This window comes from Stygiolobus azoricus (genome assembly GCF_009729035.1).
GTDB lineage: Archaea > Thermoproteota > Thermoprotei_A > Sulfolobales > Sulfolobaceae > Stygiolobus > Stygiolobus azoricus.
Map to the genome: position 1 here is coordinate 1,185,380 of NZ_CP045483.1, position 14,784 is coordinate 1,200,163.

The following is a 14,784-nucleotide window of genomic DNA, read 5'->3' on the forward strand; positions in this document are numbered from 1 at the left end:
ACCTTAAAAATTACCTAGTAAACAGCCAACATACCATGGTGGTATGGTTTACCTAATCTATTAGTTATCGACTATTTGCTAGTTTGAGTACTAGGCTTGGATGCCTAGTGTGTATTGGTATTAGCTTCTTCGGTTTTACTGTGTTTAGTATGTTTTTTAGTTCGTGTGGGTAATAGTGTCCGGAGAGCCTTATTCTGTAGACATGTACTCCTAGCATGTATAGCCAGTATGCAAGGGTTTTCTCCTCGACCTCTGCCTCAGCCTCTAAGGGTTCTGGTGTGGTTAGGATTGCTATAGCGCCGTTTGGTAGCTCCTCTCCCCAAATCCTCATCCGCCTAAGCATCTCCAAGAAGCCTATGGGCTCTTGTACCAGCAGGAAGCCACCTGGATCCTTTAACACGTCGTGCTTCAGGCTAACGTAGTCTACTGGTGCTAGGGATGGCTTCTCTAGATCAGAGGCTACAGCTAGCATTAAGTTATTCGCATTGAATGCGCTGCTAAGCCACTGCGGGAGAATATCGACCAGCCTAGAGGATGATATGACAACTGTTCTGCCGTTAAGTGATGCCAGCTCTGAGATTGCTGTCAGTAGTTCGAAGTCTAGAGGATCAATTGAGATCATCGCTAGTCCGCTTCCCATTAGAACCTTGTTTAGTATGCTCCTGAATTCTTCAGAACCTATAGGTGTCTCTATACCCCCTATATTGGTGCCCTCTAATAGAGCAATGTCAGCGCTCCCGGAGCCAAGAACTCTATCTATATTATCTGTGGTATTAATTCTGGGGCCTAGTGGCCCGCTAACTCGGAAGTCACCACTATAGAATATCGTCTTGTCATACCCATTGTAGACTAGTGCGTAGGAAGGGTAAGCACTATGGCTTACTGGTATAGGTGTTACACCACGCTCGTCTTCTCGGTGTGGTATTAGCTCAATAACCTCTATATGTAGCTTGCGAGGCAGTTCTGCCAGCCATGTAGATGATGCTCTATACCATTCCTCAATCGTCTCCAGTATGCTTATTGATGGAACATAGACCCTGGTTCCGGGAGGTAGTGCTCCAAGCAACCCTAGGTGGTCTAGATGAAAATGAGATATGTAGAGTGCATCGATATTCTCAAACACATTTAGCGGGGGTATGGCACCAATGCTTCTCAGCTCGTTTATGCCTAAAGGCCGTATACTCCCGCGATAGTATTTCCTAAGGACCTGGAATCTGATACCATTATCGAAAACTATCTTCTTATCTCTATCCTTGATGACTATACAGTTTCCACCAATCTCTCTATACCCACCATAGATCTCAAGGGTTATCGAGCCCTCAGTTAGGGTCAGTTGCGGCCTCAGGGTTGACACCTACTCTGGCCTGAGTCTATATCTCTTAATAATATCCTCTCTCCACTTCATGTTGTTAACAGGGTCTCGCACAGCTAAGAGCCTGGGTTTCCCTGTCCCAATCCCGTAAACTATGTAGAGCCAATACTTCTCCCCCTTCTCCTTGGCAACACTAAACTCTGTCTCGGTAAGCTCGATTTCGAGGTCCAAGCCGGACTTCCCCTTAACCTCTATAAACCGTATCTCGCCAGTTCGAGGATCCCTACTTAGAATATCAAAATGCTCTCTCATACTGACATCCTCAGGTATTCTCCCCGACTTCTTCTCGTATTCCATGGCTAAGCTCATTGCAGCTTCTTCCACTTCCTTAACACTGATTGGTGGAACAGCCCCGCCGGGACTAATTTCAGAAGGCGTTGTGAAAATAATTGCTCCAAGATACTCAGACCTATTGCTGTATACACCCAAGTCCCTGGGTTCCCAATCTTGGTGGCGTGTACTAAAGCCTAGTTCCTCAAGCTTCGATACGTAATTAATTAATTCCTTTATCGCTCCTCGTGCAACAGTATTCGTAACTTCCCCTAAAGCTCTCCCCTTTAAGTCTTGTAAGAGCTCATTTGAGATATAGTATTCCTGTGGACTCGATACAACTTGGCTCGGTGATAAAGCCTTAACAATTATATCAAGTAATTCTCTTCCTCTGAGCAACTTAATAGAGTCTACTTTAACCCCAACGCCCGCAGTTTCTGAGTAGATAGGCCTATTTTTAAAGAATACCGTGATTTTGAATAAATGCAACTCCTTCAAACCCTCTATCTGTGCCGAGGATACTAGGTAAACAGGTTTATCCAGGCTACCAGTATTTGAAAGAAGCGTGACAGTGCTGCTGTAAAAGTCATATGCATTGTTTAGTATAAATGCTCCAGCAAATACCCTATCCCCCTCTTTTTTAATACTCAATCCCCTAAGCTCTGCCGCTATCATGAATAGTTCCTTGAGTACCCTATCAATATCATTCCCGCGTAAATCACCTAAAACGTTGCTGAGAAACTTCTCAATCATATCTGTAATATTCCTCCTAGTTAGACCTACTTTCTCAAGGTTCTTCTTTAGAGACGCTAGAGCACTTATGATATTTTGAACATACTTCTCTAGCGCTTTACGACCCCCACTTATATATGTCAATATTGCTTTGTACTCGCTGTACCTCGGTGTTCCCTTCCCTACATCAATAGGGATCGTTGTAGAACCCTCATCAGTCATCATGTCTATGACCACCTCCTCTCCAATAGCTACCCTGGATTCCTGGAGGGAGCGTCCCCAAGCAAGCAACTTTCTGTACAGAATATCTAGAACATCTTTATCGCTTTTTATTGCTAGAAATACCGTGTAGCTTGTCACCTCTCTTTCTTGACCGAGCCTCCATACTCTCCCAAGACGCTGTTCTACTTTGATAGGGCTCCAGCTGGGTTCATAGTTTATAATGATGTTTGCCGCCTGTAAGTTCAGCCCCTCGGCCGCGACATCTGTTGAAATAATGAGTTTAACCTGTCCATGCTGGAGATACCGTTTCAGGTCTTCAATACCAGGTCTTTCACGCTTCTTCCAGCCTGGGATAGTTATTCCCTCGGATGTGATGAGTGCTGTTACCTTGAATATATCAGGCATTTCATCCTTAAGCTTGCTGTAAATATACTCAGCTGTATCCTTATACTCGGTGAATACCACAATCTTATCTCCTTTATCGAGATGGTCACGTATAAGCTTAAGGACGCCCCTTAACCTGCTATCATTGCTGTCCACTATGGTTCTTGCTAGTTTAAAGAGGTTCTCAATTTCTTGTAGATCCTGTTCCTCGAGCAGAGTACTACACTTATCTACAAATCTATTAATGAGCTCGTCGGGCTCAACCTCTTTATCCAAGTCACCTGCTTCACTATAGTCTTCAAAGCCCAGGCCTAGGTAAGCCTCAACTATGCTTTCAGCTTCTTCGTCAAGCTTGCTGGCCTCAGCCAAAGAGGGAGACTTTCCCTCGATTACAAGAGACCTCTTATGGAGCATTCTCTCCAGCGTTAACATAGCAGCATAGGGGCTTGAGGAGGCCCTCTTAGCTATAAGTGCGAGTAGCAGGGGGAGAGCCTTAGGCTCGTCATCGAGGTATTCATAGTACTTTAATAGTTTATCTCGCAGAAATTCAAATAGAAGCTCGTTGAACTCAGTCTCTTCTCCTGTAGCTTCTATGACCCTAGCGATGAATCTGGCTTTCTTGAATATCTCTCTATGCTCGTAGACCTCATTCACATCCATCTTAGTTCTGCGCATCAAGATCGAGTCACGTGTAAGCCTGTAGAATGGGTCATTATCCAGCTCCTTTTCGTCGCCTTCAAGGTAGGGGTCTACAAGCTTTAACCTAGAAATGTAATCTGTAGCATGCCCCCTGTGTGGGGTTGCTGATAGTAAAATGATGTTTCGGTTAGTAACCTTTGCTAGCTCCTCCACTAGCTCATATCTCTGCGTAATGCTCTTCCGGCCCGACCTAATTATCCCTACTCTATGAGCCTCATCAACAATAACCACATCCCAGTCTACACCAACAATCTTTGGCTTGTACTCCTCCCTTTTAACAAGGTCTATAGAAGCAATATACCATCCTTCAGGGAAGCCTTGCTTAGCGAGATTAGAGATATTTCCTCTCTCTATGACCTTCGCATGAATTCCAAACCTCTTAAGCTCTAACCTCCATTGTTCCACGAGAATCCTAGGAACGAGTACCAGTATTCTCCTAACTCCATCTCTATATTCGAGAAACCTGACTATAAGTATTGCTTCAATGGTCTTGCCTAAGCCTATCTCGTCACCTATTAGAACCCGCACGGGCTTACGGAAAGCTAGCCGAAATAGTAGCTCCGTCTGATGGGCTAACGGCAATATTGGTGGGTCAGCTTTAGTATTCAGGATAAAGAGGAAGGGATGGAGCCTATACCCCTCAAGAACTTTACCGAGTAAGCTCAGGATCTGTTCTCTAGTCGATTCTGTAGAGAACCCGGAAGGCCCTTGCAACCCTACACACCCCCCAGAACCCCCTCTTTTCATACTCTTCGAGGACTCTGCTGTACCAGAAGAGCGTCGCGACCTCTCCAAGACTAGCTACCTTTTCCGCTATCTCAGGTATCTTAGCCTGGCTTCTAGTGCACTGCCTGCAGGCGGCAAGGATAATGAGCCTCCTAAAGAGATCATCAGCTCTATCTCCCTCCAAATATATGGTTCCACCTTTTCTGCCCCGCCTCACATCCGCATTTACCCTTTCGAGAAAGCTTGAGATAACCCCACGCTCGCAGTAGGCATGGAAGTCTTTTACACCATATGAGCTGTAGAAATGGACAACCTCTACTGGTCTCCTTTGCTTTCCAACCCTCCTAGTGGAGAAACGCAGAATTGCTCGTTTCTCGCTCGCCTCCATGGCTATCAACCTCCTTCGAAGACATTATAGGTCATATAGTCCCCAATCTCCCTCGCCTCCTCTTGAGTAAACTCTGGAGCTATAATGTAGTCCCCATTACGCGGCCTCAACCTAATCCAATAGCTCGCGCTCTTCACGGCGATACCGTATCTCTGTGCGATAGCTGGGAAAATATTTATCACGTCATCGATGCTCACACTGCTAAGCCTTAAGGATGCTCTGGGCTTCTTACCAGATATTTCAGCCTCTAACTCAAGTACTGCCTCCTCGACTTCGCAGTTAGAGCTAAATTTCGTGTCAATTATTCTAAGTGGTTTGAAGTTGAAGACGGGAACCTTAACCTCTATCACCGAGAGCTTAGTGTCCTTAGGCGGAACACCCTTGACCGCCTCACGGCCTTTTGGCTTAACTATGATTTTTAGTGAAGAGGTCTTTAGCACATTTCCAGAAGCGTTCATAACTCTCACTTCATAGCTGTAAGTACCTGGCTCCTCCGGCGCCTTTATCCTCCAATCTATTTTTGCCGACGGACTCTCGTCACTGATACTGAGTGCATTAGAGCTTAGCGTGCCAAAGGTAGCCACCAAGGACAAGTCTCCTTTGAACCCACCGATTCTCTCTATAAGCACTGTTACTGTTACCTCCTCGCCCGGCAGAGCAGTAATTTCATAGTTGTCCAGCTTAACGTCCACACCCTCCTCTATAAACTCTGTAATTCTAACCAATGGGCTATTATGCAGTACCTCAAGGTCTGGTCTCTTCGAAGCCTCAGCTACAGGCACCAGGCTCCCATCAATGTAGAATGCATACCATATCCTTCTTATTCCACCCCCTACTCTCTCCTCCTTCACATGTCCCAGGCCTTCAAGCTGTTCCTGGAGAGCTGTTCTCCACGGTAGTATCAAATCACTCGGCTCCAAGCTATGCGGAGCTTCTCCTTCCACTATCGAAGGTGGGTTGCAGTCTTGCCTAGACCTACATTCATACACCTTCTTGAAGAATATCTTGTCCTGCCTCTTAACTCCAATCTTAAGGCTCTTTACACCATCAATTAAAGCTTGCTTAATGGTCTCTTCCCTTACCATAGGTAGTCTGGGGTTAGAGTAGAAGTAGTCAACAATATCCGAAACTGTTTTTGCGAAATTTCCTTCAGATAATTCTATACCAATCTGGGATAGCATGTATTCGAGCACGCTGAAGTCCAGCTCGTCGTATAGTTTTGGCGGATTATCGCTCTTGAGAGCATGTGTAGCTGTCTCTATTATAGTATCAGCCATGGTTGCGTTTGTAAACTTATATGTATTCCTATGACTCTTTTCATCGAAGCTTGGGTATGCAACGAGGTTTAGGCCAGCAAGTATACTTCTAACGAGCTTACCCTCTACTCCCTCCATTCCCTCGCAATATCTTTTAAGCTTCTTTTTCATGACCTCACGGTCGTCTTCATCCTTATACATGGAGTCGAGCTCCTCACTCACTATATCACACGCGATTAAGTGCTTGGCATCTCTGATCATCTGCAAGACACTATTACTATCACGCGGATATATTATGTAGACTGTGTTGGCGTATCTCCTTAACTCGCCATTAGTGGTTTCATAGATTACTTTCTCTATATCGCTACTCTGGATAGGTGAAAGAACCGCCACCAATATGTAGTCTCTTGAGTCATGATCCACGGGTTTGGGCTCGACCAAGACCATGCTGGAGCCTGTGTTGAAGGGTGTCTCTGCTGCTTCTCCTCCCTGCTTATGCTTCCGCGAGCCTGATACCACATCCTTATAGGAAGTGGTTAGAAGCCTCCAACCATACTCTTCGACCTTCTTAAGCGCCTCATGGTCATCTATAGTTTTTGCGGTCATCTCAACCATCCCTATTGGTGAGACAATCTGGGTGAACCAGTAACGCTCGCTCTCGCTTAGCAGGTAGACAAGGTTGTTGGAGGCCCACTCCAATGCGTCCAGGTAATCCTTCGGCTGTAGATTAAGGGCTCTCGCCATGCTGGGCTCGAATGTCGATACTATGATCTCGTGCTTGTCAGGGTATAGTTGGAGCTGCTGCTTAATCGAGCCAGTATAGACGAAGGTCTTAACGAGTATTGTTTTAGCTATAGTCTTGGCTAGCTCGGGTTTCTCATAGCTCTTAGTCCTCTCTACCACATCATCCTCCAATATTGTGTCGTACTGTCTGTATAGCACGTCAGAGAATAATATGCCCCTTATCTCTCGATCCTCAATATCAATATGGAAAGGCATAACGAGTTCTGCAGCGCTCTTTGCATTTACGAGTTTTCTGATAACCTTTCTAGTAATCCTGATGGCGTCCCTGGTTTTCTGTAGACCCTCATGCTTGTCCACGATGTCCACTAGTGTGTTGATGTAGGATGGGTGGAAGGGGTAAGTATTCTCGATTAAGTGAGCCTTTCTCACCACGTCATCTCCGAAAACCTCTTTGTTCTCCTCGGCTCTATATAGTTCTGCGAGGCTAGAGGATACCGCCCTAGCCGCCTTATGGTCTATGCTCTCAAAAATCCTTACCTTGAGTATGCTTGCTATATCAGAGGAGGTTACAGGAACTATTCTCTTAGACTCGACCCTGCTCACAGACTTATGCAGGCTCTTAACCACGTCAAGCTGAGACTTATAGCGCTCCTCGACCTCAAGCCCTTCCCCTCTCTCTTCTACAGGCAGTGAGACTATGAGGACAACTGGATGTCTAGAAAGATCAATAGCCTTAGCGAGAGACTCAACAAATGATAGAACCTGGTCACCGTAGTTCTGGAGCCCGGGGTCGCTGGTGGACTTAAGCCCGACAACATAGTGGGCTAACTCGTCCACTAGAATCAGGACGGGCTTGTTTCCGAGTAGCTTGAGGATCACATCGGCGGGAGGCGCTAGTAGCTTCTCATCGTTCTCCCTCACCTCGTCGAAACGACCCAGCTGATGGGCTAGAGACCCCCAGATAGTCTGAACCCTATAACCTTCAGGAACCTTTAGGGGGTTAACAGGGGTTGGGGCTAGCTCGCTAAAATAGCCATCAAGCACAACCACTCGCACTCCTCCCATCTTGGATAGCTCCTCGGCAAGCCTGTGCAGACGCTCCCTTGTCTCGTTATCCTCGGTCTTAGCATTCAGGAGAGCGTCTGGTTTACGGAAAGCATGGTAAATAGTGAGCAACATATGGGTCTTACCGCCACCAAACAGCGATAGGAGCATGACTAGCTTATGACCACCTCTGCCCATGAGGGCGTCAGCAACGTTCTCGAGAGCCTCAACCATGTGCTTGGTAATAAGGGTTCTCTTGAAGAACTCTACAGGATCCGAGTAGATATCCTCCTCCTTACCCAGATGCACTCCTCCTAGGCTTGGAGCCGCCTTCTCGTCAAGCCTGGGTTCGAGCACGTCGCTCCAGACTTTAACATAATTTAGGAACCCCATAACTCATCACTCCTCATCTACTTTATTAATACTAACCCATTTATCAATACCAACCTGTCTGGGTGCAAGCGTATCAACAACTCTGTTCACAAGCTCACGCTCCGGGTCATTGGATTGGAGAACCTCTGCTAGGATGCGTGCCAGGCCCAGGGTTTCCTCATATAACGCGGGATACATGGTGCGAAGCTCCTCAGCCCTCTTGGTAAACTCGCTCTTAGGCATGGTCACAGCATAGTACTCGAGAAGGTGCAGGAGGTCTACAGCAGTCCTAACCACAGGATTCCTCAGATTAACACCTCTCTTCTCCAATGCAGACCTCACAGCACCGGCAGGGTCGCGCTGATCCCATGCAGGCTCAAGCAAGCGGAACTTATCACTCTCCTGCTCCACCAACCCAAACTCCTTCAGCCTCCCCATCTCGTTACGGGTGCCAATAGCGAGGATAGCCATAGTACTCCTATCCAGCGTCCTCCTAACCTGCTGAGGCCTCCTAGCAATAAGCACCTTACCAAGAAGATAGAAGAGGGACATACTACTGAGCCTCCCAGCCAGCTTGCCTCCGCCAAGGGCACGAGCAATAGCCTCGGCGGTAGCAGGATACACGTGCTCCTCCACAAGCTCCTTAACATTCTTAACACCCACTATCTTCTCATATCTTGTGAAGACGAATAACACACAGCCCAAGACACTGACAAACAGATTGACACCATCAAACCCCTTTTTCAAAAGACTACCCGCATATTCTGTGCACTCCTCGAGCGCCTTGGAATAAGCCTCTCCTGCGAGTACCTGCCCACTAACACCCTTACGCCAAACAGCAATAATACTAACATCAAGACCAGCCTTACCACGAGCAGTAACCCGGTCCTTAGACTCAGTAACCATGGCGTGAGCAACAGTAATCCTAAGACCAGCACCCCTCCAACCAGCATCAAGCAAAGCCTCCCAAGCATCAGGACTAGTATGAGCATAATACGTAACAAGAATTCCATTATCAGCTAACTTGCCAGCCATTGTTTGGAATGACTTAGTCAAGAGCTTCTTGAAATATTCTAAGCTACCAGTATCTCCACCAAAGAACTTGGAGCGACCACTACTCTCACTAACTTCTTTATCCGCGAAATACTTCCACTGAACCTCGATCTCAGCTCCATCTCTAAAGAAGGCCTCTGGAACAAAGCGAGGCTGTCTAATAGCCAGACCACCAACATCGATAACATCGCTCAATGCACGCTTAAGCCACACATAGTAAAAGTCACTAAGCTCGGCATAAGGCACATCATCCCTATAAGGCGGGTCAGTAACAATAACATCAAACTTCTCACCATCTAGCTTACTAAGCACAGTAGCATCGTCAAACAAAACCCTAACCCTACTAGGACTATCTCTAACAGCAGAAACAAGATAAGACAAACCATCAATAACAGATTTTAGCGACCTCTTATACGAGCCAAGAATATCCACAATAGGGTACTCCTCTACCCAGTTCCATGTCATAGCAATACCCCTAAATGCGAGAGTTTCTCTGATAAGTTTCTGTGTAGGTTCGGTAGAGGTCACAATACTATTGTAATTAATGTGTTTAAGTAATGCTATTGCTAGGTATGTTGTTACTGCTTCGGCGTATTTGAGCGCCTCCTCCCTGCTCCACCCTTCCCTGAGCTTCTCCTCCTCAACCCTCTTACCTGCTTCTCGTATCAGCTTGACTAGCTTGACTAGGGTTAATAGCTGTCGTGGGTTGAAGAGCTTATAGAATTTATCAAATCCCCAAGTCCATATACTTAGTGCTCCTCCTCCACTAGCAGTATATTTCCATAGTTCTTCTGCTGGTATGTCTGGGTCTCCCCATAGTTGTCTTAGCTTCTCTAGTGCTTTCCACAGTTTTTCTTGGTCTTCTTGGGTTGCTGGCTGGAATTCTAGGTCTCCATTAACAATCTTGACTTTTGCTAGGATTCTTGGTCTGGCCTTCGTGGTTTCTTTGAGTGTCTGTATGTCTATTTGCCTGGAGAGGTATTGTTCTAGTTTTTGGTTCCACTCTCGTATTGCTTCCTTGACGATCCAGTCTCTTGCGCCTTTGCGTATTTGGTTGTTACAGTGGAGACAGATCGCGGTCTCTCTCCTCGCGTCTATGTTACTCTTAGACACCCTATACGTCTTGCCATCAACTACCACTGTGCCTTGGCCACTGTTCACCTTTGCTTTTAATATCTTTCTTCCTAACTCCTTGTTCAGGTCTACTATCTTTATTACTATTTGGTCTCCCGCTTTGACCGGCTCCATCCACGCTAAACGACTGAATACACCACTCCTCGTGCCCTCCTCCTCTTCCCCTTCCTCCTCAACCGTCTCTTTGGATACCCGTGCTAGCCACCAGTTCCCGACTAGTGGTGTCTGCCTACCACAGTGTGGGCATCTTATCTCCCATGTGCCTATGTATACCGCTACGTCATCATCGTATAGCTCTCTGATGTCTGGGTCTTCTTGTAGCTTCTTGGCTACCCACTCGCCCCAGCGTTCCACATCCTTTACCAGCTTCTCACCTAGGCCACGCTCAACGGCCCACTTAGGGTATTCTAGCACCGCCTTGAGTAACACGTAGGCTGTGGGTAGCAGCTCGACAGCCACTACTTCCCCCACTCCGAGCCTGACCGCCTCAAGGGGTATACTTCCAAATCCCGCGAAGGGATCCAAAAGTCTGGCTCTGCTAAGCCTCTCCCTCCACTTTGGCGTTATTAACGGATTCTTCCTATGAGCAACACTCTCGGTAAGGTGCAGGTTATACTTAAACTCGAGCGAGTTAGTATCTGCTGGTAGCAACGCCCCAGCAACAACTGACCTAGCCCCAGCCAAGGGCTTCCTTGTCCACCAGAACACCATCTCCCAATAGGGTGGACGACCACCACCCTGCTTCTCCTTAGAAGAAGCCTCATTAACAACATCAGCCGGGAACCCAGGGGCCTCGATGAACCTCCTATCCTCTCTACTACTCACGATCATCACCCTTCACGCATTTGTCTATTATCTCTTTTCTCTCGTTCTGTTTTCTACTGCTCTGCCTCATGGTATAAAGTAGGAGTAAGTTTACGTCCCTCTTGGTCTGCAATAACGCGAGAAGGTTGTTAATTGTGGTTTTGCTTACAGCATGCTTGGACTCTTCATCCTCATCCTCTGAAGTAGGAGGGGTTTCGCCTCTAGATGGCTTTTGCTGTATGCCTTTTCCACCACCTGAAGCAGAAATAGGTTTGTATGCTGAAATTGCTATCTCAGTGGCGATATCTAACAAGTTTGTGTTTGCTTTAGTATCTTGCGTCATGAGATCCTCTGTCTTTATAGACATTAATAAACTTTAGTTTTCCTCAGTTGTTCGAATCTTGTTAGTAAAGGTTCTACTCTTCGATTAGGAATAACATCTGAGGGGAGTCGAGAGGGTAAGAGAGTCTTTGAAACTAAGCACCTCAATTCGTCATTGTCGTTCTAAGAATTGCTGGAGGAACATGAAAATACCTCGTTAACCTCTTTGATCTTAGCATGTAATTGATTGAGTAGCAGTATATCCAGAGATTGTATATTTTTTCTAGATAAATCCCCTAATGACTTATTTTTATCCCTTCGTTAATTTTGGGGTTGTTAAAGGGGTTGACTACGTTCTATACTAGAGAAAAAATTTAAAAATGAAATTTTGTATTAATATAATTAATATATAAAAAGTTAATATATAAAAAAAGAAGATTTATTCCTTATTTAAAGCCTCTGAGGTAAAAACCATAGATAACATCATTACTTAAAGATAAACTAAGAGCATATACAAATGCAATAAACCTAGGAAATGAATTAATTAATAAAAATAGTTAAATCAGTATATAAAAGGACTTGAACATTTTTTCAGATAAAATCCCCTAATGACTTATTCTTATCCTTCGTTCACAGTTGTCAGAGTGATCGGAGAAAAAATTTAAAGTCTAGAAGGTAAATGTCTAAAGGGGTGATAAATTGGGTCATCACCACCTAGGACTTCTAATAGCTAAGTTATTAAAGGATGCATCTCAAGCAGCTGCACATGAAATGAGAAAAGAAAAAGAAAATAAACAAAATCAGTCAGCTCCATAACAAAAACACCATTACCCTCACTACGTTATGATCAGCTTATTACTCCCAATTTCATTTTCTCTAATTCATGAAGTGCGGAATTCAGTTGGACGAGGATGTTTCCAAACTCCCGCTGGAAGACCTAAACGTTTACAGAGTAGTCTTCACAGACGATAATTTACACGTCAGGATCGATATAGACGGAAAGTCCACATATTTTTCCGTGACTAACGGTAAAGTAATCATACACAGCAAGGAGTTATTTAACATAATTAAGGACTCCGACTTTAGTAACTGCGATGTAAATACCATAATAGACGTAATCCTAGACGAGGTAGTCTATTACTTGGGTACAAAGAGGACAGAACTCTTCCGCAAGTTCGACGATCTCTTCGAGAGGATAACTGAGGGGGAGGTGAAAGACGTAGGAGAGATGAAAGACCTAAGGAGGGAGATCCAAACGCTTTACTCCGACTCATCCTCATTATTTTACGTAGCTAAAAAGCTCTCCAAATTCATAAGTAAGGACACCTTGGATAACATATCTTTCGCTTACGAGAGGTCTGAAATCCTTATTACAAGGTCAGCGGATTTGTACAATATCTACTTAACAGAAGTCCAAAACGAGTTAAACATCATAATAAAGAAGCTCACGTCTATTTCCTTCATATTTTTACCAATTACAGCCATTGCCAGTCTGTACGCTGTGTCTTATTCATCTTTACCCTCAAGCCTGGACTCAATTAATACGGTATACTTTCTCACTCCACTAGTGGTCTTGGGAATAATACTGACGCTGTACTTAAAGAAGATAAATTGGTTATAAACTTTAGCATTATATGACACTTTGCAGAAGGATGCATACACTACACGCAAAATTCGTACGCCAGTAGACTTGTAACTTTTAGTTCAATTATGCATCGAGAGAAACAGAAAGTGGTAAAAAACATTTGTTTATATAACAAATTGCCATTTAAGTTACACAGATCACGAGTTCTGTTAAAAGGGAATAATCAGTCACCCTAAATGTACTAACTGACTCTTAACAACCACCGACAGATGTTTCCAAGAGCTTGTCCTAGAAGTTTCATCTCTCAGCACCTTGTCAACTATCGCTTACACTCGTATTAGTAAAAGAAAAAATTAAAAGAATGCCATCGGGTATGCCACTACCGTTATTATTTTTATTTACTGTACCTTTATTCAGTTTAGGGACTTGAAGAAAAAAGTCTCTTTCCTTCAACTTCTATAACCCGCTTCAGTAAACACTATCTCCACTCGTAACATCTTCACCAATAACCTCTCCGCCAGTTCCCTCTCCTCTTCATTAAGCGATGAAAACCCATCAATTAACACTAAGTATATTAAGTGCCAGACGTCATCCTTTTTCTTCATACAGTGCATAACGTAGTGCTTCACACGCTTTTTGCATAGACTACAATAGTTATTTCTGTGTATCTTTATGAAGTGGGATCTGAGGGCTTTGAGGTCTTTGAAGACCTTACCACACTCAGGACACCTATAGGCCATCTTTGACACCATTCAAAATAAGGAAGAACTGAAAGAGAAGAACGGTTATAAACTTTATATATAAACTTTACTATACGTAAATACCAAGTAAGGAAGAACTGAAAGTAAAACCCTCAACGATCCGTGTAATTTGTATTCCTTCTACGAGAACCAAAAGGATTTCCTTAGTATCATAGAATTTTCATATTAAGAAGAATGCGGAATTTGATGTGAAGGTTGAGAAATGCGTGAAGATTATGCAAAGGTGAGGAGAGAGTTGAAGTATTAAGGAACAAAAATATTTTAGCGAGAGTAAGAGGACTGTGTTGGAAAAGGACCCTAATACTAAATTACTCCTCTTCGGGAGTATCGTTAGGGGGCTGAATCCTTTTTCATAACGAATGAAGTCTTTTTATATTCATTGAAATTAATTTCGTGAAGAGGATGATGAGAAGTAAGTAAGCTGCAAATCCGATGGGGGCAATCCCCCAAGGGTTAGAGAAGTGGCATAGGGATTTTGTTGCTGTGTTGAATCTACGCCTACGGAGAGATGATGGCAATGTTCCAAGCCCCGTAAACGGAGATGTGAGCACCGTGCCGTTGGGCTCGAAGGAGACCCATGACCCACCTGGTAGGTGGTTGAGGGCTAAGTCCCTACACTTGATCATGAGAGTGTAGGGACAAACAGTCAAACAATAAAAACTTTTAAACTGTGATGTAGCTATTTTCTTAGAATGTCTATTAAAAAAATTGCAATCGGAGTCTTGGGTGCCATCCTAATAGGACTAGGAGCTTACTTATTATATTTAGCGGGTATAAGTATTAAATTAGAACTAACAATATACCAGGGAGATTCAGCTGGTAAATTGTTAGTTCTAATTGGTCTTTTCCTCTTAGACTATGCCAGCCGTTGATTAATTTCAAAACATAACAAACTTTTTAACCTCTATGTATCAATA

General features: G+C 44.5%; 9 protein-coding genes and 1 pseudogene. 3 read left to right on the forward strand and 7 right to left on the reverse strand.

Going from position 1 to position 14,784, the window contains the following annotated elements:
* Nucleotides 1-64: 64 nt before the first annotated feature.
* Genes D1868_RS06585 through D1868_RS06610 form a run of 6 tightly spaced genes read right to left on the reverse strand, consistent with a single transcriptional unit; the run spans nucleotide 65 to nucleotide 11,543 of the window.
* Nucleotides 65-1,354: an MBL fold metallo-hydrolase gene (locus D1868_RS06585; protein ID WP_156006732.1), complete on the reverse strand. Its 1,290-nt coding sequence runs from the start codon at nucleotides 1,352-1,354 to the stop codon at nucleotides 65-67.
* Complete coding sequence (locus D1868_RS06590; RefSeq protein WP_196770213.1) at nucleotides 1,355-4,393, reverse strand: protein NO VEIN domain-containing protein; 3,039 nt, start codon at nucleotides 4,391-4,393, stop codon at nucleotides 1,355-1,357. It lies immediately after the preceding gene.
* Complete coding sequence (locus D1868_RS06595; RefSeq protein ID WP_156006735.1) at nucleotides 4,356-4,793, reverse strand: hypothetical protein; 438 nt, start codon at nucleotides 4,791-4,793, stop codon at nucleotides 4,356-4,358. Before D1868_RS06595 ends, D1868_RS06590 begins: the two co-directional genes overlap by 38 nt.
* 5 nt (nucleotides 4,794-4,798) lie before the next feature.
* Nucleotides 4,799-8,230 carry a DUF499 domain-containing protein gene (locus tag D1868_RS06600; RefSeq protein WP_156006737.1) on the reverse strand — a complete coding sequence of 1,144 codons (3,432 nt, stop codon included), beginning with the start codon at nucleotides 8,228-8,230 and terminating at the stop codon, nucleotides 4,799-4,801.
* A gap of 6 nt (nucleotides 8,231-8,236) precedes the next feature.
* Nucleotides 8,237-11,221, reverse strand: coding sequence for a DUF1156 domain-containing protein (locus tag D1868_RS06605; RefSeq protein ID WP_196770214.1), 2,985 nt, complete (start codon nucleotides 11,219-11,221; stop codon nucleotides 8,237-8,239).
* Complete coding sequence (locus D1868_RS06610; RefSeq protein ID WP_156006741.1) at nucleotides 11,214-11,543, reverse strand: hypothetical protein; 330 nt, start codon at nucleotides 11,541-11,543, stop codon at nucleotides 11,214-11,216. Before D1868_RS06610 ends, D1868_RS06605 begins: the two co-directional genes overlap by 8 nt.
* An 861-nt stretch (nucleotides 11,544-12,404) precedes the next feature.
* On the opposite strand from D1868_RS06610, the gene D1868_RS06615 reads away from it, so the two are divergent.
* Nucleotides 12,405-13,142, forward strand: coding sequence for a magnesium transporter CorA family protein (locus D1868_RS06615; RefSeq protein ID WP_196770215.1), 738 nt, complete (start codon nucleotides 12,405-12,407; stop codon nucleotides 13,140-13,142).
* Between the two features lie 413 nt (nucleotides 13,143-13,555).
* Here the strand turns inward: D1868_RS06615 and D1868_RS06620 are convergent, their stop codons facing one another.
* Nucleotides 13,556-13,846 (reverse strand): C2H2-type zinc finger protein, encoded by a 291-nt coding sequence (locus tag D1868_RS06620; protein WP_196770216.1) that lies wholly within the window; start codon nucleotides 13,844-13,846, stop codon nucleotides 13,556-13,558.
* Between the two features lie 453 nt (nucleotides 13,847-14,299).
* Between D1868_RS06620 and D1868_RS06625 the strand changes: the two are divergent.
* Nucleotides 14,300-14,503: pseudogene (locus tag D1868_RS06625) on the forward strand (hypothetical protein); the annotation flags it as partial.
* A 56-nt stretch (nucleotides 14,504-14,559) separates the two neighbouring features.
* Entirely contained in the window at nucleotides 14,560-14,739 is a 180-nt protein-coding gene (locus D1868_RS06630) for a hypothetical protein (RefSeq protein WP_156006745.1), read from the forward strand.
* The last annotated feature ends 45 nt before the right edge of the window (nucleotides 14,740-14,784 follow it).

Bases quoted from the DNA above. Each gene is read 5' to 3' on its own strand.
- D1868_RS06615 (WP_196770215.1), top strand. From the start codon at position 12,405: ATGAAGTGCGGAATTCAGTTGGACGAGGATGTTTCCAAACTCCCGCTG.
- D1868_RS06630 (WP_156006745.1), top strand. From the start codon at position 14,560: ATGTCTATTAAAAAAATTGCAATCGGAGTCTTGGGTGCCATCCTAATA.
- D1868_RS06620 (WP_196770216.1), bottom strand. From the start codon at position 13,846: ATGGCCTATAGGTGTCCTGAGTGTGGTAAGGTCTTCAAAGACCTCAAA.
- D1868_RS06610 (WP_156006741.1), bottom strand. From the start codon at position 11,543: ATGACGCAAGATACTAAAGCAAACACAAACTTGTTAGATATCGCCACT.
- D1868_RS06600 (WP_156006737.1), bottom strand. From the start codon at position 8,230: ATGGGGTTCCTAAATTATGTTAAAGTCTGGAGCGACGTGCTCGAACCC.
- D1868_RS06595 (WP_156006735.1), bottom strand. From the start codon at position 4,793: ATGGAGGCGAGCGAGAAACGAGCAATTCTGCGTTTCTCCACTAGGAGG.